This window comes from Sphingobium sp. WR1, assembly GCF_059693745.1.
This window is the reverse complement of record NZ_JCATID010000010.1, coordinates 1-26,350: the sequence shown is the minus strand read 5'-3', so window position 1 is coordinate 26,350 and position 26,350 is coordinate 1. Positions and strand designations below refer to the sequence as shown.

Here is a 26,350-nt window from a genome sequence, read left to right as displayed (position 1 = left end):
CGGTTGTCCCCTTGAATGTTGCCAGCCATTCGCTGGCGGCAGGGACGATTTGCGCCTTTTCGACTGCGTCGATTAGGGTAATAGTTTTCGCATCAATACTGAGTGAGAATCATTAATGCGTGCAACCGACCTCTCCGAATTGGCCGCCTTCGACGCCGTGGCGCGGCATCGCAGCTTTCGCCGCGCGAGCGAGGAGCGCGGCGTGACCGCATCGGCAGTCAGCCATGCGGTGAGCAATCTCGAGGCCAGGGTCGGCATCCGACTGCTCAACCGCACGACGCGCAGTGTCTCGCTGACGGATGCGGGGGCAATGCTGCTGACACAATTGTCGCCGGCGTTTTGCGACATCGGCTCGGCGCTCGATGCACTCAACCAGTTCCGCGACACGCCGTTCGGAAAGGTGCGGATCAATGCTCCCAATTCGATCGCTCCGTTCGTCCTGGGACCGGCGATCGGTCCGCTGATTGCCTCCAACCCCAATCTTGAGCTGGAGATCGTCGCGACGGATCGCCTCGTCGACATCGTCGAGGAAGGTTTCGACGCCGGGATTCGACTGGGCGAGAGTCTGCGCGACGGGATGACCGCCGTGAAGATCAACCCGCGATTGCGCTTCGCGGTAGTTGGTTCGCCCGCCTATTTCGCGCAGCGGCCTGCCCCCAGATCCCCGGCCGAGCTCATCCATCATATCTGTATCCGCAACATGTATCCGAGCAGCGTCGGCTATCCCTGGTCGTTCGGGCGGAACGGCGAAGAGATCGATATCGAGGTGAAAGGGCCGCTCGCCCTTCATGATCATGAACTGATGATCGAGGCGGCACTCGCCGGGGTTGCGCTGGCCTATATCTGGGAGGATCGTGCCAGACCCTATATCGAGAGCGGGCGTTTGGTTGCGTGCCTGGAAGACTGGATCGTCCCGGAGGACTGGCTCTACCTATATTATCCGACCCGCAAATATCTCTCGGCGGGCCTGCGTGCGGTTATAGATGCGCTCAAGGTCGGAAAAAATTGAGCCGAACGGCGGCGTCCGGACAAAGACGGGCGGGAACGCCGAAGCGTCTCAGACAACCATGCAACGGTTAATCCAATTGGAGGATGCGTAAGAAACAGGGGGATGTAGGCACGAATCATAACCATCGGCAGGAGAGTATGTTGTCCACCCCAATCGACCGTCAGCCCCTTCGCCATGTCGTCATCGGCGCCGGCATGGCCGGCATCCTGGCCGGCATCAAGCTCAAGGAAGCGGGGAAAAGGTTCGTCATCTATGAAAAGGCGGACCGGCTGGGCGGCACCTGGCGCGACAACCGCTATCCGGGGCTGACCTGCGATGTGCCGGCCCACGCCTATACCTACAGTTTCGAGCCTTATGCCGAATGGGAAGCTTATTATGCCCGGGGCGATGAGGTGCGGACCTATTTCGAACTGACCGCCGCCAAACATGGGATCATGCCCGACATCCAGTTCGGTCGTGAAGTCATATCCTGCGTCTGGCACGAGGCGGACGGCTGCTGGCTCCTCGGCCTTTCCACCGGAGAAACTGTGGAAGCCGATATCGTCATCGCGGCCTCGGGCGTGCTCCATCATCCCCGGATGCCCGACATCGCCGGGCTGGACAATTTTGCCGGCGACGTCTTCCACAGCGCCCGTTGGCAGGACGACGCGCGGATCGACGGCGCCCGGGTCGGGGTGGTCGGCAACGGATCGACCGGGGTCCAGATCATCACCGCGCTGCACGATCGCGCCGATACACTGGTGCATTTCCAGCGGTCGCCGCAATGGATCATGCCCGTCCCCTATTTCCGCTATAGCGAAGAGGAGCGTGAGGCATTTCGCCGCGATCCGGGTTTGATCGACGCGATCCGCTATGACGAGGAATATTGGAACAATATTCATCGCTTTACCCGCGCCATCACGGAAGTTGACGGGCCGGATATCGCGATGATCGAAACATTGTGTCTGGACAATCTGGAAAACAGCGTGCGCGATCCGGTTCTCAAGGAGAAATTGCGGCCGGACTATCGCGCGGCCTGCAAACGTCTCATCTACTCTTGGCGCTATTATGATGCTGTGCAGGAGCCCAATGTCGATGTGGAGCGCGAAGGCATATCCCATATCGAGCCAAACGGTGTCCGGTTGAAGGATGGGCGACTGCGGGAACTGGATACGCTGATATTGGCGACCGGTTTTCAGGCCGACCGCTTCATCCGGCCGACCGAGGTTCTGGGTCGGGACGGCCTGTCGCTGGACGATGTCTGGTCGCCGCGTCCTACCGCTTATTATGCGGTCACGATCCCGCGCTTCCCCAATTTCTTCATGTTGAATGGCCCGACCGGGCCGGTCGGCAATTTCTCGTTGATCGACATTGCCGAGCGGCAGTGGGACTATATCGCGCAGTTGCTCCAGCCCCTGTGGGATGGCCAGTCGCGGACGGTGGAGCCGAGCATCGCCGCGCATGAGGCCTATGAGGAGCGGCGCGTGACGGCGGCGCGCACCACCATTTTCGGTTCGGGTTGCTCAAGCTGGTATCTCGATGCGACCGGCGTCCCGGCCAGCTGGCCCTGGAGCTATGAGGCGTTCGCCGAGGCCATGGCTGCGCCCGTTTGGCAAGACTATGTCCTGCGGCCAGTCGCCGAACCGGCGGTGCCGGCCTGACGGACGGGGCGGCGGTCCATCCTCTTTCCCGCTCCGCCGCCCTCCATTTTTCACGACTTGGAACGGGTTGGGGGGACATGCTCATCCGGTCACGCCGCGCCCTGTCGGAGATCATTTCTGCGTCTCCCATTCCATTAAAGAATACGCATATGCAGCAATTTTTTGGAGAAAATCTCCGCTCGTCGTAGAATATTTGACGAACGACGTTTTTCTTGTGCAAGGAGGGAATGGGCGCTCGATCATGCCAGTAGGCGGGCGCCGGGGTCAGGCGCTTTCCGTTCCGGTGCAGCTAGGGGCGAGGCGGCTTCGGGGAAGGACGGGGTTATATGCAGATCAGGAGCGGACGGATGGCGATGTCCCCGTCGCTGGACAGTCTCGACACCAGCATCATCGATATACTGCGGGTCAATGGCCGCGCGACCAACCAGGAAATTGCCGAGCGGCTATCGGTGACGGCGGCGACCGTGTCCGCCCGCCTCCAGAAGATGGAGGATGCGCGGGTGATGCGCGTCGTGGCGGTGACCGACTTTGCCGCCCATGGCTATAATGTCATCATCGCCCTGGGGGTAAAGGTGCAGGGGCGCAATGTTCGTGATGTCGGGCGCGACCTGGCGGAGCTGCCGGAAATACTCAGCGTCAATATCATGAACGGTGAGCATGACATCGAACTGCTCGTTGTGCTCCACGATTTCTCCGAGGTTCAGACATTTCTGTTCGACCATATCGCCGCAATCGAGGGAGTGGCGCACATCGCGTCGGGCATCGCGGTCGACATTGTGAAGTTCGAATTCAACGTGGTGCCCTTGTGAGCTTGCCGGAAGGTTGGGCACGCCTGGACAAGCTGGATCGGGGGATCGTCGAAAAGCTCGCGCGCGACGCGCGCATTTCCAACCGCGCCATCGCTGCGGAACTGGGCGTGACCGAAGGAACGATCCGAACGCGGATCAGGAAATTGCAGAGCGAAGGCCTGATCCAGTTCACCGTCGTGACCGATTTCCGCATGGCTGGCGCGCCCAATCTTTGCATGTTGGGGATCGACGCGGACCCCTCCCATATTTCCGATCTGGCGCACCGTCTGTCGGATATTCCGGAAATCACCTGCGTGGTGGCGCTGCTGGGGCGTTACAGCCTGTTGGCCATGGGACTGTTCACCAATATCGAGCAGTTGAATGATTTGATCACCGACCATATTCGGCTGCTGCCCGGCGTGCAGCGGGTCGAGGCGTCCATTTCGGTCCATAATCTCAAATATGAGGCCGGCATCGCCAAGATTACGCGCGGTGCTACAGCGGATCTCAGGGCAACTGAAATGCGCTAGGCCGAAAGGCCCGGTATGCGCATCGTGGCGACCACCGCTTCTTCCAGCAATCGGGGGAACTCCGCACTATCGAGCATGAATGGCCCAGGGCGGTTGCTGAGCGTATTGTTCAGTACGCCGTACATGACCTGAAAGGCGAAACGAACGCTGTCGGTGCTGATGCTGCCTTGATCAATATCCTGCTCTCCCATCAATCGCTCGATATAAGTGCTGGCAAGATTGTGCGCATTGCGGCGGAACGGCTCCCAGGCTTCGCTTGCATCCAGGCTGACCTTGAAGGCCGAGCGGAAAAACGTCTCCTGCTCGATATAGCGGGCCACCTGCGCCTCGACCAGGCGTGGCAGGATTTCCCGGAACGGCGAAGTTCGAACGATATTTTCAAGCAATGGTCCTGACTCGGCGGCAGCAAAGACCATCACCGCCTTGAACAAGGTGATCTTGTCGGGAAATCGTGAATAGAAGGCGCCGGTCGAGCAGTCCGCGGCGGCGCAGATGTCGCTGATGCCGATATCGTCAAAGGCATGTTTCCGCGCAATCGCCAGCGATTCCCGGATCAGCCGGTCTCGCAAGGTGCGGCTGCGCAACTGAAGCGCGGGAATGACCCCGACCCGCACAAGATCTTCGTCGATATCGGGTGCTAGAATGGCCTTGGTCATCCGCTCTGCATTGCCGATCCCGCACGGATTGTCCATCGGGGCCAAAAACAGAATAAGAATCTCATTCGTATTGACGAGATGCCGCATCCGATGATAGGCGGACGTCAACGAGCCCGACCGCATCGGGATTCGATGGAGAAGGATCGCATGAAGACAGCCTCGTTCAATCCCATGGCCGACCGTCGCTCGATGCTGCGAACGACCCTGGCCGTCACCGCGGGAGGGCTTCTGGCCTGCACCGGGCAATCCCTGATCGCGCAGGCGACCACACCAAAGGCCGTGTCCGCCTCGGGCGCGAAACTGGTGCTGCTGGGAACGAAGGGCGGCCCGCGCGTCGGCGGAAGCCGGTCCAACCCCGCCAATGCGCTGATGGTGGACGGCAATGTCTATGTTATCGACACAGGCATGGGCGTGACGGCGCAGATCGTTAAGGCGGGGCTCAACCTTGCCGACATCCGCGCGATCTTCATCTCGCACATGCATTCCGACCATCAACTCGAATTCGGCAATCTGGTCTATAATATGTGGGCGGCCGGCGCCTTGCGTCGCCCGGTCGACGCCTATGGGCCGGTCGGGATCGAGGCGATGGCGGCCGATTTCTGGCGTCTCAACCGCATGGATGTCGCCACGCGCATGGCTGATGAAGGGCGCGCCGACCCGGCGACGCTGCTGCGCGCGCATGACCTTGCGGCAAGGCAGGGATCGGTCATGTCGGCCGACGGCGTGAGCGTCACCGTCTTCACCACGCCCCATCCGCCGCTCGACAATCTGGCTTACCGGTTCGAAACGCAATATGGGAGCGTTGTCTATTCCGGCGACACAGCCTTCAATCCGGCGCTCGCGGACTTCGCCCGCGACGTCGACGTGCTGGTGCACGAGGTTCTCTATGTTCCTGGCGTCGACCAGCTGGTGAAGCTTGCCAACGGGACGCCTGCCTTTCGCAACCATCTGATCGAAAGCCACACCACGGCCGAGCAGGTCGGCCGGATCGCGACCCGCGCCCGGGCCAAGAAGCTGGTGCTCAGCCATTTCGTGCCTGGAGACATGGACTGGATTACCGACGCGATGTGGCGCGACGAGGTCGCCAAACATTATGGGGGCGAGATCGTGGTGGGTCGCGATCTCATGGAAATCCCGTTGAAATAAACGGACGAGAGGATGACGATGCGCAACCGGATATGCCGGCTGCGCGATCGGGGCCTTGCCGGATGCCTGACCATTGCCTTGTTCCTACCGGGCTGCGCCTTGGCGGCTGCGGGCGGGCAAGGCGTGTCGGCGCAACCGGCCGTCGCCCCGGCGCAGCAGCAACGCAACCCGCTGACCTCGCCCTATCCGGCCGAAGCGGATGGGCAGGGGCCCCGTTTTGGTCCCCATTATTTCATGCTGCGCAATGCCGAGGATTGGCGTTTCCTGAAGGATCCGAAGGCCAGGAGAGATTGGGCGTCGCCGCTCAAATATATCCCGCTGAACGATGAGGGCAGCATGTCCTTGTCGCTGAACGGCGATCATCGCAGCAGCGTCAGCCTGTCCACCCGGCCGCTGCTCAACGACAAGGCGGACCGGATCGAGTTTCTCTCGCGCACGGCCATTGCGGCGGATCTGCGGATCGGACCGGCGGTGCGCATCTATGGCGAACTTGCTTCGGGGCAGATTTTCGGGAAGAATGAGGGCAATGCCATTCCGATCCAGCGCAATGACCTCATCGTGCAGCAGTTGTTCGGTGAATTCCGTGCGCCGGTGGGATCCGGCGTGGCGCGGGTGACGATCGGGCGGCAGGAATTTTTCGACGGCCCGCGCTTCATCATCAGCCCGCGCGAGAACCCCAATATCCGCGTATCGATGAACGGCGCGCGGCTGTCGATGGACTGGCGGCGTTTCCGCTTCAGCGCCTTCCGGTTCGAACCGACGCGGCAGGGTGCTGCCCTGTTTGACGATGCGATCGGCAACGGCGAAACGCTGAGCGGCGTCTACGGCAGCTTCGTCGCGGCCGACGGCCCGATCATGGGAGGGAAGGGGAGAATCTATTTCGATCCCTTCTACTATCATTTCGAGAATGACGACCGCACGCTGGGCAAGCTTTCCGGTTCGGAGCGGCGTGAGACCTATGGCGCGCGTCTGTGGGGACGGGTGGGGCGCTTCGCCTTCGATTGGACGGCCATGAAGCAGGATGGCCGCTTCGGCCATCGCACCGTCGACGCCTGGGCGGTCAGCACCAACCAGTCGATCGCGATCGGCAAGGGCGGCGCCGCGCCCCGGCTGGGTTTCCATGCCGATTTTGCGTCGGGCGGCGGCACGTTCGACAGCGACGGCAGGATCGGCGCGTTCAACTTCCTTTACAATGCGACCATCATCTTCAGCGACGATAATTATCTGGGCGCGATCAACATGATGGGTGTTGCGCCGACGCTGGCGGTGCCGGTCGCGAAGGGCCTGCAACTGACGGGTGAGGCTGGCTTATACTGGCGGCCGGATGAAAGTGACGCCGTCTTTCGCGGCAATGCGCAGCCCTATGTCGGGACGCAGAATGTCGCGGGCAGGCACGTCGCCAATATTGCGCGTCTCAAGGCGAACTGGACGATCAATCCCCATGTCTCGCTGGCGGGCATCGTGAATTATGCCGATGCCGGAAAAGTCTTACGCCGGGCGGGTTATGGCGATAATCTGTTTGTCCAGACAATGTTGATCCTGCGGTTCTGACGCCGTGGCCGCCGTCCCGTTGCCGATCACCGTGCCAGCCGGAACAGGAGCCCGTCCTCCGTTGCGCTGCGGGAAAGGGGAGGAGAGAGGTGCGGTGGTCGGGATGCGATCCGATAGCGCAAAATTGATCCTGTGCTGCGCCATGACGCTGTTCGTGAGCGGCTATGCCCTGCAGACGCTGAGCTTTTCGATGCCGGGGCTGGTGCGGGACTGGCGCCTGGCAAGCAACTGGGCGGGACCGTTGTTGTCCGTTGCGATCTTCGGTCTGTTGCTGGGGTATCTGTTCGTGGCGCCGCTGGCCGACAGGGTAGGGGAAAGGGTGGTGATCTGCGGCGCGCTGCTGGGCCTGTCCGCCGCCACCCTGCTCTGTCTCGCGGCGTCCGGCGTGGCCCTGCTGGCTTTCGGCCGCCTCATGACCGGCATGGCGGTCGGTGCCGCCGTGCCCGGTGCCGTGTCGATCGCCAGCCGCCATGGCAGGCGGCGATGGCGCGGCGCGCAGGTCATCGGCATTTATCTGGCCTTCTCCAGCGGCTTTCTGGTGGCCGGGCTGATGAGTGGCTGGCTGGTGCCGCTTTGGGGATGGCGGGCGCCATGGGGTTTTTCCGTTCCAGTGGCGCTGATTTCCGCTGCGCTGCTGTGGAAGATGTTGCCGCCGGGCGCGCCAATCCGGCCGGTTGCAAGGCCCCTCCCCATATTGTTCGCGCCGCGGTTAAGGGTCGGGACGCTGCTGTTCTGGCTGATCTTCTCCATCGGGCTTGGTCTCTTTTACGCGCTGCAGGCATGGATGCCCTTATTGAGCGCGCGCGAAGGCCAATCCTATGGCAGCGGGGTTGCTGCGACGAGCTTCTTCACCCTCGGCACCGCCTTTGGCGCGGTTCCGGCCGTCTGGTGGTCCGATCGCCTGGGGCCGTTCCGCGCGCTCCTCGCCCTGGGCGGCATGGGGTTTGCGGGCGTGCTCCTGCTTGGATGCTTCGCCGCACGGGGCGGTTTCCCCTTTCATGCCGCCGCCTTTCTCTCCGGGATCGGCATAGGCGGGGGGCAGAAGGGCGTGATCGCGGCGGCGGCCCTCTTCTACCCGCCGTCCGTCCGCTCGACCGGCCTTGGCTGGGCGCTGGGCATAGGCCGGCTGGGCGCCGCGGGCGGCCCCTTGCTTGTCGGCTATCTGGTCATGATCGGAATGGCGAGTGGAACCGTGCTGCTCTGCCTTTCCCTGCCCGCGCCGTTGCTGTTGTTCTCCTGCGCGCTGCTCGACAGGATCTACGGCCGCATCGACCGCGCCCATTTTCACCCTGTCGATTCAGAGATGATATGACCCAAGATCCCCAATTCATCCTCTCCCGAAATGCGATGCGCCCGCTGCAGATTGCGGCGGTTACGCTTTGCATCCTGCTCAACGCCCTCGACGGCTTCGATGTGCTCGCGATCAGTTTCGCTTCGCCTGGCATCGCCAGCGAATGGGGCATCGATCGTGCGGCGCTGGGCCTGGTCTTGTCGATGGAACTGATCGGGATGGCCCTGGGATCGGTCATTCTGGGCAATGTCGCGGATCGGATCGGGCGGCGGCCCACGGTTTTGGGATGCCTCGTCATCATGGCCGGCGGCATGGGGATGGCGACGCTTGCGACGTCGGTGGCGGGCCTGTCGGCGATCCGCTTCCTCACCGGCCTCGGCATAGGCGGAATGCTGGCCTGCACCAACGCGCTGGTCGCGGAATTTTCCAATGATCGCCACCGCAATCTCGCCGTGGCGATCATGGCGTCGGGCTATCCGATGGGTGCTATCATTGGCGGCTCGATCGCCACGGGCCTGCTGGCGGAGGGCCATTGGCGCGATGTGTTCAGCTTCGGCGCGGTGGTGACGGCGGCCTTTCTGCCGATCGCATGGTTCCTGCTGCCCGAATCGGTCGGCTTCCTTGTCCAGAAACGCGGCCCTGATGCGCTGGACCGGATCAACGCGACCTTGCGCCGGCTTGGGCATGAGCGTGCGACGGGCCTGCCCCCAGCGCCGGAGAAGGCGGCGAAGGCATCGATCCGCCAACTCTTCGCACCGGATCTTGCGCGTAGCACCATCCTGCTGACCGTCGCCTATTTCTGCCACATCATGACCTTCTATTTCATCCTGAAATGGATTCCGAAGATCGTGGTCGATATGGGTCATGCCGCGTCCCAGGCAGGCGACGTGCTGGTGTGGGCCAATGTCGGTGGACTTGCCGGAGCGACCTTCCTCAGCCTGCTGACCTACCGCATCGGCGTTCGGGCGCTGGTCATCATTGCCATGCTGGCTTCGACTGCGCTGGTGACGCTGTTCGGACAGGGGCAGGATAGCCTGACCGAACTGGCGCTGGTCGCGGGGGTCGCAGGATTTTGCACCAATGCGGGCGTCGTCGGCCTTTATGCTCTGTTCGCGAAAGTCTTCCCGACCGCCGTGCGCGCGGGCGGGACAGGATTTGTGATCGGCATTGGCCGGGGCGGTGCGGCATTGGGGCCGATCGTGGCAGGCTTCCTGTTCAGCGCCGGTTTCGGCCTTGACCTGGTTTCAGCGTTGATGGCGACCGGCTCGCTTGTCGGCGCGCTGGCGCTGCTGCTGCTCGGAAGGCACGCACAGACATCGAAATAGACATCGAAATAGACAAGGATGCCAGCCCGTCTCAGGCGAGCAAGGCGATCGATGAATGATTGTCCAGTTCGGTGTCGGCGAAAATGCGCCGTTGTTGCTCGGCGAATAGTTGATCGATCAGCATGGTGACGGTTTCGCGGGCGGCAACTCTGCTCCCGATCGCCTTCATTCGCCCCTCGACCAGGCGATCGCATCTGCGCCAGCCGGCAATACCGAAGGGCAATCAGGATCCGTCGCCGCACGAAACACGGCTTCCGCCACGTCCTGGGCCGTGGTGACAGGGCCGGTTCCGGCGCTCTGCATCATGGTCAGCGTCTGCTGCGCGAATTCGGCATAGGGTTCGGGGAAGCCACCTGCTTCCATGATCTGCCCCTGCGCCGTGGAAGCGAAGCTGGTCGAGGGGGCCATGCCGGGCATGACAACCCGCGCCCTGATGCCGAACTGCGCCAGTTCGAGCGCAGCAGATTCGGTCAGCGCGTTCATCGCAGCCTTGCTGGCGCGATAGACGGACAGCAGCGGCAAGGGCTTGTAAGTCGAACTGGAACTGACATTCACGATCACGCCCGATCCTCGCTTGCGCATGTCCGGCAGAACCGCCTGCATCATCGCCACGGCGCCGAAGAGATTGGTCTCGAAGATATCCCGCACTATTGCCATGGGCGTGCCTTCGACGGCGTTGAGCCAGCCGACGCCTGCATTGTTGACGAGCACATCAATGGGGCCGGCCTCGGCGACCGCGGCCGCAATGCTGTTCGCATCGGTAACGTCGAGCGGCAGCAACCGTATCCGGTCTGAAGTCGGCAAGCTGCTGGCGCCGGGATTGCGCATGGTCGCGATGACGTTCCAGCCCTTGTCGAGGAAATAGAGGGCCGTTTCACGTCCAAATCCGGTCGAGCAGCCGGTTATGAATATCGTCTTCATCGTCAAACTCCTTGCGGGGGACCGTCGGAGCCACCAAGATATGAACGATCCTTCAGTTTTGGAATTCGCATATGAACCGACCCGAGCCTTCGGTCCTCCGGCCCCGCAAAACGCCGCGACAGGCTCGTTCCGCAGCGACGATCGAGGCTATCCACATCGCGACCATTCAGGTTTTGCTGGCGGGCGGCGTAGGACGGCTCACGACAACGCGCGTAGCTGAACGGGCGGGCGTATCGGTGGGGACGATGTATCAATATTATCCGCACAAACAGGCGCTGCTGTTTGCACTGGTCGAGCGCCAGTTCGATCTGATTGAAAGCGCTATGCGGGACGCAGCCGAGCGTCTGATGGGATGCGGCCTCAAGGCGATTGCGGAAGGCCTTGCCACGGCCTGGCTCGATGCGAAGATGGCGGACATGGTCGCGTCCCGCGCCATCTATGGCATCGCCGCCGAGTTCGATTTGTCAGAACTCATGAACAGGGCGGCGACATGCATGACGCAGATGATCGAAAGCCTGCTCGCCGTCGCACCAGATGCGGACTTTGCCGATCGGGCTTCGGTCGCCTTCATGCTGGCAGCTTTGCTTGGAGGCTCCGTCCGAGTGGTCATGGAAGCAGACGCTTCCGAAGATAATTTTGCATGTCTGCGCCGCGAATTGCCGCAGGTGTGTCATGCGTATCTCGTTGCAGCCAACCGAGGCGCTACAGCGCAAGCCCACCTTTCGCTTTGAGGTTTGGGGTTTGGCCTGCGCAAGGCTGCAAAGGAACAGCCTCTTCACTGTTTCAACAACCGGGGACGAAGCCGGCGGCGGATTCTGCGCAAGTCGCGCTGTGCTTTCTTCCACGCCATCCACGTTCCGGTTCCGCATATGAGCGTGACCATCGCCAGCAAGGGGAGGACGACCAGATCCCAGATTGGCCGAGTGCGCAGGACAGGGAAATCCAGGCTATGAAGCCCATCCTGCAGCCATCGGAAGCCCCGGCCGTTGCGATCGAAGGCCCGGACAAGCTGGCCGGAGCGGGCATCAATGTAGAGCAACGACCGCTCAGGATCATCAAGCTGCGCGCGCCAGACAGGCAGAGGCGCCGGGAATTTGTGGCTGTAATAATAGCTGTCTTCGCGGGTCAGCCGTTCCAGCTTCGTCAATGGCATGGACCGGACGATCACGGATTTGAGGGTGCCCTCCTCAAGTGGCGAGAGCTGGCCGTTGCTATCGTAGCGCGTCGACTTGCCCTGCCGTTCCATAACGATGAGATAGACCTTACCACCCAATGGCGCGGTTTCGACCCGAACCGTTTCTTTCGGCAAGCCGGGCAGATGTTCCAGGGCAGAACGAACCGAGCTCCACTGCATTTCGCCGGCAAGCTGCTTCCGTTCCGCAAAGCCGGCCATGCTGTCCAGAAAGCCCCATGGGTTCATCGAGAACAGGCCGCTCGCGACCCAGGTCAATGTGAGGATGCCGAAGAACAGGCCGAACATATGATGCCACCACCAGATCCCGCGATAGGGCGATCCGATGGAGCCATCGCGCCTTCGCCTGAGCCGCGCAACCCCCACCCAGAGGCCGGTGGCGGTCAGGAAACAGCCAATCAGGGATGTCCAGATGACCACCTGGCTCCACAAGGCTCCGTCCTGACGCAACAAGGTGGGGTAGAGCCAGTGCGGTACGGCGCCGAGCCAGCCCCAGAAGCGCTCGAAACGGCTCGTCTGCTGCACGACCTCACCGGTTCGGCCGGATATGTAGATTTGCGTGCCCGCCGGATCGGCATAATCCACACGATGGAGCGGCGCGTTGCGGCGGTAGGTCTGCACGGTCCACTGGTCGATGGATGTTTCGGTGATAGCGTCCGGCATGGCTTCAATATGCCTGCCCGCCGCAAATTCGCCGGCGATAGACCGAACATCCTGTTTGCCGACGCCCTTGAACGGCTGTCCGTCGATCAGGTCGATGGCTTCCGGGATGGTGCGCATTTGCGCGATGGGCCGGGTCGGGTCCAGCGCCGGCGTAACCCGCAACACGGGTCGTCCTGCCATCATTTCGATGCGGACGGACGACAGGGCGCTCTCGGGCGCCATGTCGATCTTGTGCCATATTTCCGGTGCGGGCCGCTGGAGGGGCGCCAACCCCTCCAGCTGCTCGGCCGGCATCAGGCGGGGATAATCCACATACATCATGACAAAGCCGGACAGGCACCAGATCGTCATGAGCAGCCCGATAACGACGCCCAGCCAGCGATGGAGGAAGAGTATCGGCTTCAGCATGGCCTTAGAAGCTCAGGCCATAGGTCACACGCAGCGTGCGCGGTACGCCCCGGTTGAAGAAGGAGAAGCGGCTATTGGTCCCGTCCAGCACGCCCGCGTCGGTCACAGCCGAGGAATAGCCCCGTGTCGCATATTCCTTGTCGAAGATATTCTCGACATTGATACCGAACCTGTTCCGACGTGCATCGCCATCGACGTAAAGATAGGCGCCAGCATCAACCAGCGCATAATTGCCATAGTTGCGGCGGCCAAAGCCCGATAGCGTCGACCAGGTGTCGCCGATCCAGCTCAAGGCGACGTTCACGCCGAAAGGTCTGTCTTCCGGCGTATAGGCGAGCGTCCCCTTGGCATATTGCTCGGGATTGCGATCGCGCTGGATTGTGGCGCCCGGATTGCGGATGCGTGCGTAAGTGTAGCTCGCGTTGAGGCTCCAGCCACCAGCCAGGCTGGCGATGATCTCGAACTCCGCGCCGCGCGAGCGCACCTTGCCTTCCGTGTTGGAATAGGTGCCTTCAGGGAAAGCCGGATTGTCGTAGTCATAGTCGATGAGGTTGGTGATCCGACGTTCGAACCAGGTCGCCTTCCACCGAATCTCCGCCCCGCCTGCGGGAAGGAGGCCGCCCACGGACGCATTGAAGTTCAGACTCTGCTCGGGCTTGAGATTGGGATTGCCGATCTCGCAGCAGGGATCGTTGCCGTAAAGCTGCGATGCGTCCGGCAGGATGAAGGACGTGCCGCCATTGGCTTCCATGAAGAAGGCGCTGCTGAAATCATAGCGACCCGAGGCGTTCCAGATCGTCTTCTTGGCGCCGCCGGTCTTGTTGTAGCGCAGTCCCGCCGCCAGCTTGCCCTTCGCCGACAATTCGTCGGTGGTGCGGACCTGGAAGATGCCGGCATGGACCTTTTCATTGGTCGGCGCGATCAGCAGGACGTCGTCGCGGCCGTTGAAACTCTGGAAATCATAGCCAAGAAGATATTCGAGACCCGGATGCAGGTGCAGCTTGACCACGGCGCTGCCGCCCCAGTCCTGATAGCCCCAGAATGTTCCAGCCGGGTAGACCACGATTGGCGGTCCCGATGGAATGGGGTTGCGGATCTGGACATAGGCCGTCTTCCAGTCGTGGAAATAGCCCTTCAGGAAGAACTGGATGCCATCGTCCGCGGTATAGTCGAGGCGGGCGCTGGCGATTTCCTCATTGCGATCGTTCCGGCTTTCCCTGATCCGGGTCGCCGACAGATTGTCGAGCTTTGCCTCGGTGTGCTGATATTGCAGGTTCAGCGCCAGGTCGGGCGTGAACTCATATTGATATTTGACGCCGGCCGACCAGAGGTCGTGCCCAAGCTTGGTATCGGTCAGGCTGGGCTGATAGGCGCTGAACGGCGTATAGCCTTCAGACTGGCTGCGCGAGGCATAGGCGACGAAGCGATGTCCGTTGACACCGCCGCGGACATAGCCGTCGAGCGTCGTGCCGGCGCGGCTGTCGATACCGGCGTTGACCTGACCGTTGAAATCGTCGGTGAAGCTGCGGGTCACGACATTGATGATGCCGGCGGATGCCTGCGTCCCGTAAAACAGGCTCTCACCGCCCTTGAGCACCTCGATCCGCTCGATCATGCTGGCTGGCAACGTGTCGTTGGGTGAGGTGCCGCCATAGAGGCGGTTGTTGAGGCGGATGCCATCAAGCGTGAAAAGAACGTCCTGCGTACGCGATCCCTGGAGAGACACATCGACATAGGTGAAGGGACCGTTGCGCGAGCGGATATAAAGGCCGGGCACGCCTTCCAGCACTCGGGCCAGATCGACTGCCCCGCTGTCCTTGATGCGCTTTTCGTCCAGCGTCACGATGTCATGGCCGTAACCGGACAGCTCTTGAGGCAGCGTTTCTTCAAGGCTCTGGCCGGTGACGACGATGCTTTCGCCATCGGATATTGCTTCTTCGGCATGGGCCATCCCGACCATTGTCGCGAAAGCGATGGTGGACGCGGTTATGCAAAATATCTGTGTTATGGATTTCATGTTCGAACCCCCAAAATCTGACATCGGGAGCTTTCCGCTCTCCACTGCCGTCGCAAGTTACGAACGGTCCGACACCGTGACGGAAAACCTCCGTAACGGTTGCAAGGGCGTGAGCCGGACGCAGGCAAGCGACCGGCGCAATGCGCCGTTGCGGCCAGGCCGCCACCTTATTTGCCGCTCGAACGGAGTTCACCGTGCCTTGGCCATCCCCTGGACCAAAGCAAGAGCGACCAGACGCCGGCAGGTCTCCTGGCTCGCGGGTCATCGCTTGATGCACGGCCTTCCCAGGCCTCGCATGACTTAGCGTCCGGCCCAGTGGCTAGCGGCGTGGGACGCTTTGCCCCGCCGCGCATGTGCATCGCGCTCGCCGCTTACAGTTGCAGGGACAGCCTCGGATTGGGATGGAATTCCATACGGAAGGCCATCCGCACCGCGTTCCCTATTAAGTCCCTTTCGGGACACCGGCGCGATCTTGTATCCGGCAAAGCCCAGAGCCGTGCCGAACGCGGGGCTGTTACAGCGAGCGGCCGGGCGCCGCAAGAGATCAGTTGTTCGGCACGATCGATTGCAGGCGCCACATGCGGTTATAGGACAAGGTAACGGCGCAAAGCGGTGCCAGATCGATTGCGAGCGCGGCGCTTTGGGTTAGGCCCAGCATGTGGATGAGTGCCGCGCGAATCATCATGGGATGCGTGATCGCGCATATGCCCCGGTCATCATGGACCAACCGATCCAGCCAACGTCCGATCCGCTCTTGAGCGAACGGCAGGGTTTCGCCATCGGGCGCGCCATTCGCGGGATCGCCCAGCCATGCAGCCAATGATTCAGGCTCCTTCTCATGGATATCTGCGAAGCTCAGCCCCGCCCATCGCCCGGCACCCATGTCCGCAAGCGACTCTTCGCGCTGGGCGCTCACGCCCATGGCCAGGGCCGTTTCCGCCGCTGCAAGGGCTGGACTGCTGATGAACCGATCGCTTGCCCTGGGCGGTCTGAAGCCGGAGGCATCCTTGCGCCCGCGCGCATCGAGCGGTTCATCGGTGTTGGCAAATCCACCGATTCTGCTCATTCGGGTGGAAGCGGCGCAAAGCAGGATGAGCGATGCGGTCAGAAATGCCTCCGAACAAGTTGACGCTGTCTGCCTAAGGGTTCAAAGGGGCGGCAGCGCTCAGGATGAAGAAGCCGGTGAAAATCCGGGACGGTCGCGCCACTGTAATCGATGTCGGCTTGCCGCGTCGAGAGTCAGACCTTCGCCTGAGTTGATGACCTATCGGGACGCGCAATCCCGCAACGGAGTATGATGATGGCAATAACCGCCGCCCTGTTCGACGATGGTTTCATTCCCGTCCGCGGAAGCAGCTCGATCCCGCTGAAAGATATTCTGCCCTGGGGGGTGTTAGGCACGCTGATCGCCATGATCTTCCTGTACTTTGTGAGCACGGAACAAGGCGCTTATGCGCTTTTCGGCGGCATGTATGTGCATGAATATGTGCATGACGGCCGGCATCTCCTCGGCTTTCCCTGCCATTGATGCCGCCTTTCCATGACGAAGGATCTTTTGTGGCGCGGGATGCTCGCCGGCATTCTCGCGGCCCTGCTGTCGACCCTGTGCGCGCGCATGGTGGCCGAACCCCAGATCGATCTGGCTATCGCCTATGAACAGTCCCATTCGGCGCACGATATGAGCGCCATGGGTGGTAACGGGGGGGAGGAACTCGTCAGTCGCGAGACGCAGAAGGGGGCGGGCCTGTTCACTGCCCTTGCCCTCTATGGAGCGGCGGTTGGCGGCATATTCTCGCTGGTTTTCGCTTATGGCTATGGTCGCGTCGGCCAGCTCGGGCCGCGCAGCTTCGCCCTCCTGCTTGCAGGCCTCGCTTTCCTGTTGGTCGTGATCGTTCCGGGGATCAAATATCCCCAGACGCCCCCTGCCGTCGGCAAGCATGAGACCGTGGGCGTTCGCACCGCAGCCTATTTCGGGATGCTAATCCTGTCGCTGGGCGGGGCTGTCATTGCCGGCAAGCTGCGTTCCTCCCTGCTGCGCACATGGCGGGGTTTCGATGCAACTCTGCTGGCGACCGGGGCCTATCTCATATTGGTCGGACTGGGTCAGTTCCTGCTGCCGACAATTGATGAGGTGCCTGCAGACTTCCCGGCAACGCTGCTATGGGATTTCCGGATAGGGTCGATTGCCACGCAACTGCTGCTCTGGGCCACGATCGGCATCGTCTTCGGCCTTTGGGCGGAACGCCTTCTCAAGCGTCAATAGTTGCCGGATGACGATCAGATCATCCTTGATGGTAGCTTTGCTGGATGTTCGCTAACAAAGCTGCCTGACCGCAATCGACCGGAGCCGGAAGCCAGTCAGGACAAAGTGGATCGTGACGCTCCAAATCTGGACGGGGTTGCAAGGCGTGCGACGGCTTGCGATCGGACCGTTTCGCCGATACCGATCCCTGGATAACATATGTCTTACCTGGCAAGCAGGGGACATCAGGGATAGAGCCGGTTGTTCGTTCGCATCGTCTGCACCTCCATCCTGACGGCCGCCGCTGCGACAATGGCCATGGACGCCCGAGCAAGGACCGGCGCAGTGGATGTGCCTTCGCAAAGGCTGAGCGCCGCGATCGCGGAACTGGCCAGGCAGACACAGGTCGAGATATTGTTGAATGCCCCCGGATTGGAGGGCAAGCGCACAAGGCCGGTGCATGGAGCCATGGCGGCCGAGGGCGCGCTGAGGCACATGACCCGAGGGCTGGGCGTAAACATTCTTCGCGTCGGCAGGAACCTGTATATCGTGCAGCCGGCCCTATCCCGTTCGGCAAGTGTGGAAGCCCCCGGCCCGGCGAGCGATACTGACATTCTGGTCACGGCGCGGCGGCGGCTGGAAAAGGGGGGAGAGGTGCCGCTGCTGGTGGCGCGCAATGGTCCCGATGAGTTCAGCCGGCAGGCGGTCAGGACGCTGGCCGATCTGGCGCGCGTCACACCGGGATTTGTCGCCACCGGCCAGACGTCCAGCGCGACGCCGCTACTGGTCATGCGTGGGCAACGGCGATCGATCAGTGACGAAAACCGCCTTCCTCTGGTGGTCTATCAAGAAGAGGTGCCGCTGCCTAACCAGGCGGCCCTTTCACCGCTTTACGACATGGCCTCCATCGAGATCCTGCGGGGGCCGCAGGGAACATTGTTCGGCCGCAACACGACCAGCGGCGCGATTCTGCTCCATTCCGTCCAGCCGGGCAACAACATGCCATCCTATGTCGAGACCGATGTCGGCAATTACGGCATGAACCGGATCGAGGGAGCAGTAGAACTGCCCCCGATGGGTCTATGGTCGCTGCGGATTGCGGGGCAGCGGATGCGAAGGGATGGCTTCGTCCACATGGCATCGGGCGGTAGGGCGGATGACGTGCATAGCGATGCCGCTCGTGCGGTGCTGCGTTTCGCGCCGGAAGGGATGTTTCGATCACTCCTTACGCTGGATATGCTCAATGCCGACGAGCGGGGTTCCGCCCAGATACTGACAGGCGTCTATGACGGTGGGACTGCTCGCACGGCAGAAAATACGCCTTACTTCGATTGTGGTCAGGGGGCATGTGATGTCGATGCCTTGCTGGAACGGCAACAGGGGCTTGGGAGGAGGACGTCCCAATCGGGGCTTTCGCCGCTTTTCAGACGGCGCTTCCGCGGGGTGACGAACATCGCAGAATATGGCGATGACGATTTGCTGTTGCGTAATATCGCAGGCTGGCGGTCGACCCGGATCGTCAACGCGCTGGATGGCGACGGAACGCCGCTGGCGATCAATGACCTGAGCGGCCGCGCCAATCTGAGGCAGCTGACCGAGGAATTTCAGGTGCAGGGCCGGCTGGGCGGAGCGCGTTATATCGCCGGGGTCTTCTTCCTCGAAAGCGCGCCGGCGGGGACCATGTTGCAAAGGAGCGCGCAATTCGTTCGACCGGGGAAACCGGTCAGCAGCATCGCCAACTATCAGACCTTTCGAAGTACGGCCATCTTTGGCCAGGTGACTGTTCCTCTGGCGCCCAGACTGACGGCGGATTTGGGACTGCGCTATACCGGAGAACGGGTGCGAGGCTGTTCCTTGCGCAGCGTGGACGCACAGCCCTTGTCGCGGACTGATTGCATCGACATGGGAGGATCTTTGACCTCCTTCCAATCCGGGCGAGTGACCTGGACGGCCGCCCTGACCCGGAGGCGGGGCGAAAGCAGCCTTTATTTGACAAGTCGGCGGGCTTTCCGGTCGGGGGGCTATAACAGTCCGACCTTGGGCGGCAGACTTGCGCCGTTCCAGCAGTTTGGCCCGGAAAGTTTCACCGATCTCGAAGTGGGAGCCAAGGGACGGTGGGCAATCGGTCCAATCCACGGCTCCTACGCCACCGCCGTCTATGCAGGCCTCTATCGCAATATTCAGCGGGCGCTGTTTCCCGATCCCGACTTCGATGGCGACGGCGATCCTGACAATGATCCCATCTCCCTCTACGTCAATATCTCGCGCGCCCGCGTGATGGGGATGGATAGTGAACTGGCGGTCAGCATCGGGTCTCATCTGCGCGCGACGGTCAGCCTGTCCTATGTCGATGCGCGCTATACCAAAGTCGATGCGCCTGCGTTGCTGGCGCCCTTGCTGGGCAGTGACCCGATCAACAACCGTTTTTCCTATACGCCGCGCTTTAGCGGGATCGTGAATCTGGTTCGGGAATTTCCGCTGCCTGACAATCTGGGGCGGCTGGAACTGGGGGTCGACTACAGCCATGTCAGCACGATCCGCTTCGCCGAGCGGGCGAATGAGCGTTTCGGCATCCAGCCTACCTATGGTCTTCTGGGCGGGGTCATCGGCTGGAAGCGGGTAGGGGGGCGACCGCTCGATCTGGAAATCTGGGGCCGCAATCTGACGGATCGTTATTATGCAAGCGCCGGCGGGACGCTCAATCCGATATTTACGGCCGCCACGATCATTCCGGGGGCGCCGCGGACCTTTGGCCTGCGGATGCGATATAGCTTCGAATAGTCTTTGCGGCGTGTGGCGTTCAGGGCTCCACCAGTTCGGCGCCTGTGGCGCTTTCGTTGGCGACGCGGGCGATGCCGCTGGCCTCCAGGCTTTGGAGGAAGCCACGCGTGACACCGACACGGAAACTGCCACTGATCGGGCGGCGCGCAAGAGAGGCGCTGGCGACCACGATCTCCTGCGAGCTGTAGCGGTTGATCTCCGCAACCGCCTGGGCGAGCGGCGTGCGATCGAAGACGACCATGCCTTGCCGCCAGCCAAGCTGCTGGCGGAGATTCACCGGCGCGATGCTGTAGCGGCCGGCTCGCCAGGTCAATTGGGTGTCGGGCGAAAGCAGGGTCGACTGGGCTGGCTGTCCGGCCACCGCGGGCATGTCGACGCGCACACGGCCATGCGCCAGTGTCACCCGCACGCCATCCTCGCCCAAATCACGGACGGCAAAGGCCGTGCCGAGCGCCGTCACCGTCACGCCTTCCGCTTCCACCACAAAGGGTTTGCGGGGATTTTTCGCCACCTCGAAGAAAGCCTCGCCCTGCTTCACCTGCGTGCTGCGGCGCGTGTCGCTTTCGCTGACCGACAGGGTGGATCCGGTGTTGATCGTGATCATGGATCCATCGGACATGCGGAAGGATGCTTGCTGACCGATGCCGGTGGAAAATGTGCGCGCTTCCACCTGGGCGAGTTTGGAGGGCATATCCTGGTGCCGCTGCCAGGCAAGGCCGCCGATGATCAAGGCTCCTATGGCTGCCGCCGCCGCGACCGGGCGGCGCCAGTTGCGGCGCGGACGACGATTGGCCAGCGCCCTTTCGCGAATGGCCAGGATCCGGGCGTCGGCGCGCATCTTGCCGGCCTCCTCCCATGCCTGCTCGACCCGCGCCCAGGCCTTGCGATGCGCCTCGTCGCGAGTATGCCAATGCTCGAAGGTCAGATAATCCTCGGCCGTGGCGTTGGGAGAGCGGAAATGACTGAAATAGGCCGCAGCGGTCGCTTCCGGAGAATCGATCTGTTCCAGTGCGCGGGCGTCGAAAGCCTTGTTCATGGTAAGTCCCTCGCGGCGAGGAAACGCACGGCCTTCATCAGATGCCGCCCGACAGCGCTCGTTGAAATGCCCAGATGCTCGCCGATCGCGTCGTAGGACATTTCCTCGAAGCGATGCAGGACGAAGGCGTCGCGAGTCAGATCCGGCATCGCCTCCAATGCCTCGACCAGCCGATCCACATCCTCGCGCCCGCGCAGCACGCGCTCGGGCGTGCGATCCTCTACCGGGTGGAAAATGTCCGTCAACTCGCAATGGGCGCTGCGCTCGCGGGTCCGATCGCGCCGTGCGCGGTCGGTCAGGACGCTGGCTGCGACCTGGAACAGATAGCCTTCGATATTGTCGATCGCTTCGGCCTGACCGCGCACATACATACGCAGCAGCACGTCCTGCACCAGATCGTCGACATCGACGGCATCGGCGCGCTTGGCGATATAACGACGTAGCGCAGGCACATAGGCCGACAGATCGCGCGAGGGCGCGACAGGGGCCGGCGATGTCCTGCGTAGCGAGAAAATGGCACTTTGCTCCGGTCGATCGGTGCCGACCCTTTAGCCGAGCGAGGTGAAGAGCGTCATCTGAAATATTTTTGTCATGACCCCGAATGATCGGCGCGCGGTTGCGTCTTGCGATCATCGGCCCTTCCGAAAAACGAAATGAGGGCCGAGCCACGATAAGGGGAAATCAGACTTATGGCCTATCGTACAGCATCCGCATTGCTGCTCGCCAGTTCACTCGTCGCAATCGCAGCGCCGGGCGCCCATGCCCAGACCGCGCCGCAGGTCAGCGACGATCCGGGAGGGCAGATCACCGTCACGGCGCGCCGCCGTGAGGAAAGCGCGCAGACCGTTCCGGTTTCCGTTACCGCCTTCAATGCAGAGATGCTGCGCGAAAAGGCCGTGGTCAGCACCCAGGACCTGACCTACACCACGCCGGGCCTGAACGTCGCGCCGCAAACCTCGCGCGACACGCCGAGCATCGTGATCCGCGGCCAGCGCCGTGCCACCGCGGGCGCGGCGGCTCCATCGGTCGTCACCTATTTCGCCGACGTTCCGCTGCCCAATGAAGGTAGCATCGTGCCGACCTTCGATGTCGGCTCAATCCAGGTGCTCAAGGGGCCGCAGGGAACTTTGTTCGGCCGGAATACCACGGGCGGCGCGCTGCTGCTCTATCCGGTCGCGCCCAATTACGACTTTGGCGGCTATGGGCAGCTGACGCTCGGCTCCTATAATGAGCGGACCTTCGAAGGCGCGGTGAACGTTCCGGTCGTCGCAGACAAGGCGGCGCTGCGCCTGGCGGGGCAGATTGCCCGCCGCGACGGCTATACCAAGAATCATGGCGTCGGTGGCGATCTGGACGATCGTCACAACAATGCTTTCCGCGGTTCGTTGCTGCTGGAGCCGATCGATGGCCTCAAGAATGTGACGGTCTTCGACTATTATAAGGCAAAGGAAAATGGCACCGGCACCGTCCTGAATGGCGTCTATCCGAACCCGGCGGTCGCAGGCGGCGGCAATGCCCGCACGGCGGTCAACGCCCCCTATTTCGATTGCGGCGTCGCGGGTTGCGACATCGACATCGCCCTAGCCGAGCAGCGGGCGAATGGCGTGCGTGACGTATCGACCAGCATCGCACCGCGCTCCAACCGCACCTTCTGGGGCATTGCGAACACCACGACGCTGGATGTGGGCGCTGTCACCTTCAAGAATATCTTCGGCTATCGAAGCAGCAAGGTCGACGCCGTGCGCGACATGGATGGCACCTATCTCCAGCTCAACGAAAGCCTGTCGAACACAGCCGTCGAGCAATATTCGAACGAGTTCCAGATCATGGGCAAGCTGTTCGACGACAAGCTCGACTGGATCGTAGGCGCCTTCTATCTGAAGAGCGATCCGACAGGCGTGAATGGCGGCGTTACCTATGCGGCGGTCATTCCGGGCCGCACCTTCACCTATAATGAAAATTATAACAACGCGACCAGCAAGGCGCTGTTCGGCCAGATCGGCTATGCCTTTGGCGGTTTTGCCGATGGCCTGCGTTTCAACGGCGGCTTCCGCTATACATGGGACAAGTCGTCGGGCTGTTCGGTGGCGATGCTGTCCACGCTCGATCGCATTGGCCCGGATGCTTGCGAAGAGCAGGGCGGCAAGACGGGGGCCGAAAAGTCGAAGGCGCCGACCTGGACCCTGGGCTTCGACTATAAGGTGAATGAGGATCTTTTCCTCTACATTACCAACCGTCGCGGTTATCGCGCGGCCGGTTTCAATCAGAGCGGTCTTTCCTCCTATTTCGACGGCTTTGAAACCTTCAAGCCCGAAAAGGTCACGGACTATGAAGCGGGTATCAAGAGCAGCTGGCGGATCGGCGATGTGAAGGGGCGCTTCAACATCGCTGCCTACACCAGCAAATATAACAATATCCAGCGCGCGATCTTCCCGGGCGCGAACTTCGACGGGGACAATGATCCGTCGAACGATCCGGGCAATCTGATCATCAATGCGGCGAAAGCGACCATCAAGGGGACGGAATTCGACTTCTCCGTGACGCCGGTCCGCGGTTTCAGCGTGACGGGCTTTGGCGCCTATACCGATGCCAAATATGACGAATATGCGGCGCCTGCGGCTTTCGTGCCGCTGCTCGGTACCAACCCGGTCAACAACAAATTTTCCTACACGCCCAAATGGACGCTGGGGGCGGGCGCGCGCTACGCCCATGAACTCGGCGATTTTGCGGAACTGGTCATCAACGCCAACTGGTTCCACAGTTCCAAGGTCTGGTATGTCGAACGGCCGCTCGATACCAACGGCATCCAGAAGGCCTATGATACGGTCAATCTGAAGTTCGACCTGAATGACATCGAAGGACGGGGCATCGATCTTGGCCTCTTTGTCCGCAACCTGTTCGACGTGACTTATGCCGCCGCCGGCGGGGTGGTGACGCCGTCCATCACGGCGACTTCGCTGGTCTATAATGAACCGCGCGTCATTGGCGTGCAGTTGCGCATGGCGTTCGGCGCGCGCTGACTTGCCGGCAAGGCCTGCATGGGGCTTTGCTCATGCAGGCCGTTTTTTGTTTCGAACCAATATCCAAGGGGTGCGTGTCCATGAAGTCAATTGCCTGGTCCTTGCTCAGCCTGCTCGCGGCAGGTGTTTCCGCTCCGGCGCTTGCCGGTCCGCTTGCCGAAAGCGATCGCATGGCGATCCTGACGGACATCGATCGCAACACGCCCGCTTTGGAAAGGAACGCGCTGGCGATCTGGAACTATGCGGAGGTCGGCTTTCAGGAGACGAAAAGCTCCGCGCTGCTTCAGAAGGAACTGAAGGCGGCCGGCTTCGCCATCAATGCGGGCGTGGCGGGTATGCCGACCGCCTTCATCGCCAGTTTCAAGACGGGTGACGGCCCGGTCATCGGCATTCTTGCGGAATTCGACGCATTGCCCGGCCTGCCGCAGGCGGCCGAACCCGAACGCAAGCCAATTGCCGGCATTGCTGGCCATGGCTGTGGTCATAATCTCTTCGGTGCGGCATCGGTGGAAGCGGCGATCGCGACCAAGAAATGGATGGTCGCGCACGGCATAAAGGGCGAACTGCGCCTTTATGGCGCGCCCGCCGAGGAAGGCGGATCGGGCAAGGTCTTCCTTGTGCGCGAGGGGCTGACCAAGGATGTGTCGGCCATGCTCCATTGGCATGCCGCCGACAGCAACAGCGCATCGCAGGGGCGGGCGCTTGCCAATATCAGCGGCAAATTTCGTTTCCACGGCATTGCCGCCCATGCCGCCGCCGCTCCCGACCGCGGCCGTTCCGCGCTGGACGGCGTGGAGGCGATGGACAATATGGTCAATATGATGCGGGAGCATGTGCCGCAGGAAACGCGCATTCACTATGTCATCACGGATGGCGGCAAGGCGCCCAATGTCGTGCCGGATACCGCTGAGGTCTATTATTATGTCCGCCACCCGGACCAGAAGATAGTATCGGACATCATGGAGCGCGTGAAGAAGGCGGCGGAAGGCGCGGCTCTCGGGACCGGCACGACGGTCGAGTTCGACCAGGTCGGCGGCACGTTCGACCTGCTGCCCAACGACACGCTCGGCCATGTGATGTACGATAATCTGAAGAGCCTGACCCTTCCGACTCATACGGCGGAGGAACAGGCTTTCATCAGCAAGATCCAGTCGACTTTCCCCAAGGGGACGCGCATGGGCGACGGGTCGGTCGGTCCCTACACCAGCGGACAGGTGTCGTCGGCATCGACCGACGTGGGCGATGTGAGCTACACGACGCCCACTGCGGGCATGGTCGCGGCCACCTGGGCGCCCGGGACGCCGCCGCACAGTTGGCAGGCTGTGGCGGCGAGCGGCAGCAGCGTCGGCGTGAAGGGCGCCGTTACGGCTGCGAAGACGATAGCACTGACCGCTGCCCAGCTGTTCCAAAGTCCCGACACATTGGTCGAGGCAAAGGCGGAGCTGGACAAGCGCCGGGGAGCGGACTTCGTTTATCGTTCGCTGCTGGGAGACAAGGCACCCTCGCTCGATTATCGCAAATCCGCAAAAGACTGACCTGCATCGGCGCCGGGCCTTGCTTATCGCTGGCCCGGCAATTGCAGTCTTCCTATATTGGTGATCTCATGAAATCGCGACTGACGGCCTTCATCCTCATTGGGATGGTCCTGGGGGTGCTCACCGGCTTCGTGGCCAATCTCTGGGTCGGTGGAGACAAGGCGCTGGCGAAGGATGTGGCGGGTTATTTCCACCTGCTGGCCGACATCTTCCTGCACCTGATCAAGATGATCATCGCGCCTTTGGTGTTTTCGACGCTGGTCGCGGGGATCGCCCATATGGGGGACAGCGCGGCGCTGGGCCGGATCGGCGGGCGAGCGCTCGCCTGGTTCATTATCGCCAGCCTGATTTCGCTGACCCTGGGCCTGATCTTCGTCAATTTCTTTGCGCCGGGCGAAGGGCTGAACCTGGTCCGGTCGGGCGCGGATGCGGGGGTGAGCACCGAAGCGCTCAACTTCCGCGACTTCATCCTCCATGTCTTCCCCACCTCCATGATCGGGGCGATGGCGGACAACCAGATCCTTCAGATCGTCGTCTTCTCCCTGTTCGTCGGCGTCGCGCTGACCGCCATCGGCGACAAGGGCAAGCCGATCATCACC

The 26,350-nt window shown here is 61.9% G+C and carries 23 protein-coding genes and 1 riboswitch; of the genes, 15 read left to right on the top strand and 8 right to left on the bottom strand.

Going from position 1 to position 26,350, the window contains the following annotated elements:
- The first annotated feature begins 115 nt into the window (after positions 1 to 115).
- The 4 genes from AC58EF_RS13245 (at position 116) to AC58EF_RS13230 (ending at position 3,967) form a co-directional block, all read left to right on the top strand.
- On the top strand, positions 116 to 1,009 hold the full coding sequence (locus tag AC58EF_RS13245) for a LysR family transcriptional regulator (protein WP_497276811.1): 894 nt from the start codon (positions 116 to 118) through the stop codon (positions 1,007 to 1,009).
- Between the two features lie 140 nt (positions 1,010 to 1,149).
- Positions 1,150 to 2,649: a flavin-containing monooxygenase gene (locus AC58EF_RS13240; protein ID WP_497276810.1), complete on the top strand. Its 1,500-nt coding sequence runs from the start codon at positions 1,150 to 1,152 to the stop codon at positions 2,647 to 2,649.
- Positions 2,650 to 2,996: 347 nt separating this feature from the next.
- The gene (locus tag AC58EF_RS13235) at positions 2,997 to 3,458 is read left to right on the top strand and encodes an Lrp/AsnC family transcriptional regulator (RefSeq protein ID WP_497276809.1); all 462 of its coding nucleotides are present in this window, start codon (positions 2,997 to 2,999) and stop codon (positions 3,456 to 3,458) included.
- Positions 3,455 to 3,967, top strand: coding sequence for an Lrp/AsnC family transcriptional regulator (locus AC58EF_RS13230; protein WP_497276807.1), 513 nt, complete (start codon positions 3,455 to 3,457; stop codon positions 3,965 to 3,967). The genes AC58EF_RS13235 and AC58EF_RS13230 overlap by 4 nt, the downstream gene beginning before the upstream one ends.
- Here the strand turns inward: AC58EF_RS13230 and AC58EF_RS13225 are convergent.
- Positions 3,964 to 4,710 (bottom strand): TetR/AcrR family transcriptional regulator, encoded by a 747-nt coding sequence (locus tag AC58EF_RS13225; RefSeq protein WP_497276805.1) that lies wholly within the window; start codon positions 4,708 to 4,710, stop codon positions 3,964 to 3,966. The genes AC58EF_RS13230 and AC58EF_RS13225 overlap by 4 nt on opposite strands.
- A gap of 60 nt (positions 4,711 to 4,770) precedes the next feature.
- On the opposite strand from AC58EF_RS13225, the gene AC58EF_RS13220 reads away from it, so the two are divergent.
- From AC58EF_RS13220 to AC58EF_RS13205, 4 genes are all read left to right on the top strand, one after another.
- Positions 4,771 to 5,769, top strand: a complete 999-nt coding sequence (locus AC58EF_RS13220; RefSeq protein ID WP_497276803.1) for an MBL fold metallo-hydrolase — start codon at positions 4,771 to 4,773, stop codon at positions 5,767 to 5,769.
- Positions 5,770 to 5,781: 12 nt separating this feature from the next.
- Complete coding sequence (locus AC58EF_RS13215) at positions 5,782 to 7,320, top strand: alginate export family protein (protein ID WP_497276801.1); 1,539 nt, start codon at positions 5,782 to 5,784, stop codon at positions 7,318 to 7,320.
- 142 nt (positions 7,321 to 7,462) lie between these two features.
- Positions 7,463 to 8,632 carry an MFS transporter gene (locus AC58EF_RS13210; RefSeq protein ID WP_497276800.1) on the top strand — a complete coding sequence of 390 codons (1,170 nt, stop codon included), beginning with the start codon at positions 7,463 to 7,465 and terminating at the stop codon, positions 8,630 to 8,632.
- Entirely contained in the window at positions 8,629 to 9,936 is a 1,308-nt protein-coding gene (locus AC58EF_RS13205; protein ID WP_497276799.1) for an MFS transporter, read from the top strand. Before AC58EF_RS13210 ends, AC58EF_RS13205 begins: the two co-directional genes overlap by 4 nt.
- Before the next feature lie 31 nt (positions 9,937 to 9,967).
- Here the strand turns inward: AC58EF_RS13205 and AC58EF_RS13200 are convergent, their stop codons facing one another.
- Together AC58EF_RS13200 and AC58EF_RS13195 are read right to left on the bottom strand one after the other, a co-directional pair.
- Positions 9,968 to 10,105 carry a hypothetical protein gene (locus AC58EF_RS13200; protein ID WP_497276798.1) on the bottom strand — a complete coding sequence of 46 codons (138 nt, stop codon included), beginning with the start codon at positions 10,103 to 10,105 and terminating at the stop codon, positions 9,968 to 9,970.
- Positions 10,102 to 10,857, bottom strand: coding sequence for an SDR family oxidoreductase (locus AC58EF_RS13195; RefSeq protein ID WP_497276796.1), 756 nt, complete (start codon positions 10,855 to 10,857; stop codon positions 10,102 to 10,104). The genes AC58EF_RS13200 and AC58EF_RS13195 overlap by 4 nt, the downstream gene beginning before the upstream one ends.
- 71 nt (positions 10,858 to 10,928) lie before the next feature.
- Here AC58EF_RS13195 and AC58EF_RS13190 point away from each other — a divergent pair, with 71 nt between their 5' ends.
- Positions 10,929 to 11,588 (top strand): TetR/AcrR family transcriptional regulator, encoded by a 660-nt coding sequence (locus AC58EF_RS13190; protein ID WP_497276794.1) that lies wholly within the window; start codon positions 10,929 to 10,931, stop codon positions 11,586 to 11,588.
- Between the two features lie 44 nt (positions 11,589 to 11,632).
- Here AC58EF_RS13190 and AC58EF_RS13185 read toward each other — a convergent pair whose 3' ends face one another.
- From AC58EF_RS13185 to AC58EF_RS13175, 3 genes are all read right to left on the bottom strand, one after another.
- A complete protein-coding gene (locus tag AC58EF_RS13185) occupies positions 11,633 to 13,120 on the bottom strand; it encodes a PepSY domain-containing protein (protein WP_497276792.1) in 1,488 nt (495 codons plus the stop codon).
- A gap of 4 nt (positions 13,121 to 13,124) precedes the next feature.
- A complete protein-coding gene (locus tag AC58EF_RS13180) occupies positions 13,125 to 15,137 on the bottom strand; it encodes a TonB-dependent receptor plug domain-containing protein (RefSeq protein WP_497276790.1) in 2,013 nt (670 codons plus the stop codon).
- 222 nt (positions 15,138 to 15,359) lie between these two features.
- A riboswitch (cobalamin riboswitch) is annotated at positions 15,360 to 15,618 on the bottom strand.
- Positions 15,619 to 15,681: 63 nt separating this feature from the next.
- Positions 15,682 to 16,203, bottom strand: a complete 522-nt coding sequence (locus tag AC58EF_RS13175) for a histidine phosphatase family protein (RefSeq protein ID WP_497276789.1) — start codon at positions 16,201 to 16,203, stop codon at positions 15,682 to 15,684.
- A 234-nt stretch (positions 16,204 to 16,437) separates the two neighbouring features.
- On the opposite strand from AC58EF_RS13175, the gene AC58EF_RS13170 reads away from it, so the two are divergent.
- The 3 genes from AC58EF_RS13170 to AC58EF_RS13160 all read left to right on the top strand — a co-directional run bounded on the left by AC58EF_RS13170 (position 16,438) and on the right by AC58EF_RS13160 (position 20,160).
- Positions 16,438 to 16,665, top strand: coding sequence for a CbtB domain-containing protein (locus AC58EF_RS13170; RefSeq protein ID WP_497276787.1), 228 nt, complete (start codon positions 16,438 to 16,440; stop codon positions 16,663 to 16,665).
- A gap of 12 nt (positions 16,666 to 16,677) precedes the next feature.
- Positions 16,678 to 17,400: a CbtA family protein gene (locus AC58EF_RS13165; RefSeq protein ID WP_497276785.1), complete on the top strand. Its 723-nt coding sequence runs from the start codon at positions 16,678 to 16,680 to the stop codon at positions 17,398 to 17,400.
- Between the two features lie 240 nt (positions 17,401 to 17,640).
- Entirely contained in the window at positions 17,641 to 20,160 is a 2,520-nt protein-coding gene (locus tag AC58EF_RS13160) for a TonB-dependent receptor (RefSeq protein ID WP_497276784.1), read from the top strand.
- Positions 20,161 to 20,179: 19 nt separating this feature from the next.
- On the opposite strand, the gene AC58EF_RS13155 is transcribed toward AC58EF_RS13160, so the two are convergent.
- Together AC58EF_RS13155 and AC58EF_RS13150 are read right to left on the bottom strand one after the other, a co-directional pair.
- On the bottom strand, positions 20,180 to 21,196 hold the full coding sequence (locus AC58EF_RS13155; protein ID WP_497276783.1) for a FecR family protein: 1,017 nt from the start codon (positions 21,194 to 21,196) through the stop codon (positions 20,180 to 20,182).
- On the bottom strand, positions 21,193 to 21,648 hold the full coding sequence (locus AC58EF_RS13150; protein WP_497276782.1) for an RNA polymerase sigma factor: 456 nt from the start codon (positions 21,646 to 21,648) through the stop codon (positions 21,193 to 21,195). Before AC58EF_RS13150 ends, AC58EF_RS13155 begins: the two co-directional genes overlap by 4 nt.
- A 237-nt stretch (positions 21,649 to 21,885) precedes the next feature.
- Here AC58EF_RS13150 and AC58EF_RS13145 point away from each other — a divergent pair, with 237 nt between their 5' ends.
- From AC58EF_RS13145 to AC58EF_RS13135, 3 genes are all read left to right on the top strand, one after another.
- Complete coding sequence (locus AC58EF_RS13145; protein ID WP_497276781.1) at positions 21,886 to 24,216, top strand: TonB-dependent receptor; 2,331 nt, start codon at positions 21,886 to 21,888, stop codon at positions 24,214 to 24,216.
- Positions 24,217 to 24,296: 80 nt separating this feature from the next.
- Entirely contained in the window at positions 24,297 to 25,751 is a 1,455-nt protein-coding gene (locus AC58EF_RS13140; RefSeq protein ID WP_497276780.1) for an amidohydrolase, read from the top strand.
- Between the two features lie 68 nt (positions 25,752 to 25,819).
- The coding region (locus tag AC58EF_RS13135; protein WP_497276779.1) for a dicarboxylate/amino acid:cation symporter at positions 25,820 to 26,350 on the top strand (531 nt) is incomplete at its 3' end.

What these genes read in the sequence shown, in the direction of transcription:
- AC58EF_RS13245 (WP_497276811.1), top strand. Translation starts at nt 116, where the DNA reads ATGCGTGCAACCGACCTCTCCGAATTGGCCGCCTTCGACGCCGTGGCG.
- AC58EF_RS13235 (WP_497276809.1), top strand. Translation starts at nt 2,997, where the DNA reads ATGGCGATGTCCCCGTCGCTGGACAGTCTCGACACCAGCATCATCGAT.
- AC58EF_RS13225 (WP_497276805.1), bottom strand. Translation starts at nt 4,710, where the DNA reads ATGCGGCATCTCGTCAATACGAATGAGATTCTTATTCTGTTTTTGGCC.
- AC58EF_RS13220 (WP_497276803.1), top strand. Translation starts at nt 4,771, where the DNA reads ATGAAGACAGCCTCGTTCAATCCCATGGCCGACCGTCGCTCGATGCTG.
- AC58EF_RS13215 (WP_497276801.1), top strand. Translation starts at nt 5,782, where the DNA reads ATGACGATGCGCAACCGGATATGCCGGCTGCGCGATCGGGGCCTTGCC.
- AC58EF_RS13210 (WP_497276800.1), top strand. Translation starts at nt 7,463, where the DNA reads ATGACGCTGTTCGTGAGCGGCTATGCCCTGCAGACGCTGAGCTTTTCG.
- AC58EF_RS13205 (WP_497276799.1), top strand. Translation starts at nt 8,629, where the DNA reads ATGACCCAAGATCCCCAATTCATCCTCTCCCGAAATGCGATGCGCCCG.
- AC58EF_RS13200 (WP_497276798.1), bottom strand. Translation starts at nt 10,105, where the DNA reads ATGAAGGCGATCGGGAGCAGAGTTGCCGCCCGCGAAACCGTCACCATG.
- AC58EF_RS13195 (WP_497276796.1), bottom strand. Translation starts at nt 10,857, where the DNA reads ATGAAGACGATATTCATAACCGGCTGCTCGACCGGATTTGGACGTGAA.
- AC58EF_RS13190 (WP_497276794.1), top strand. Translation starts at nt 10,929, where the DNA reads ATGAACCGACCCGAGCCTTCGGTCCTCCGGCCCCGCAAAACGCCGCGA.
- AC58EF_RS13185 (WP_497276792.1), bottom strand. Translation starts at nt 13,120, where the DNA reads ATGCTGAAGCCGATACTCTTCCTCCATCGCTGGCTGGGCGTCGTTATC.
- AC58EF_RS13180 (WP_497276790.1), bottom strand. Translation starts at nt 15,137, where the DNA reads ATGAAATCCATAACACAGATATTTTGCATAACCGCGTCCACCATCGCT.
- AC58EF_RS13175 (WP_497276789.1), bottom strand. Translation starts at nt 16,203, where the DNA reads ATGAGCAGAATCGGTGGATTTGCCAACACCGATGAACCGCTCGATGCG.
- AC58EF_RS13170 (WP_497276787.1), top strand. Translation starts at nt 16,438, where the DNA reads ATGGCAATAACCGCCGCCCTGTTCGACGATGGTTTCATTCCCGTCCGC.
- AC58EF_RS13165 (WP_497276785.1), top strand. Translation starts at nt 16,678, where the DNA reads ATGACGAAGGATCTTTTGTGGCGCGGGATGCTCGCCGGCATTCTCGCG.
- AC58EF_RS13155 (WP_497276783.1), bottom strand. Translation starts at nt 21,196, where the DNA reads ATGAACAAGGCTTTCGACGCCCGCGCACTGGAACAGATCGATTCTCCG.
- AC58EF_RS13145 (WP_497276781.1), top strand. Translation starts at nt 21,886, where the DNA reads ATGGCCTATCGTACAGCATCCGCATTGCTGCTCGCCAGTTCACTCGTC.
- AC58EF_RS13140 (WP_497276780.1), top strand. Translation starts at nt 24,297, where the DNA reads ATGAAGTCAATTGCCTGGTCCTTGCTCAGCCTGCTCGCGGCAGGTGTT.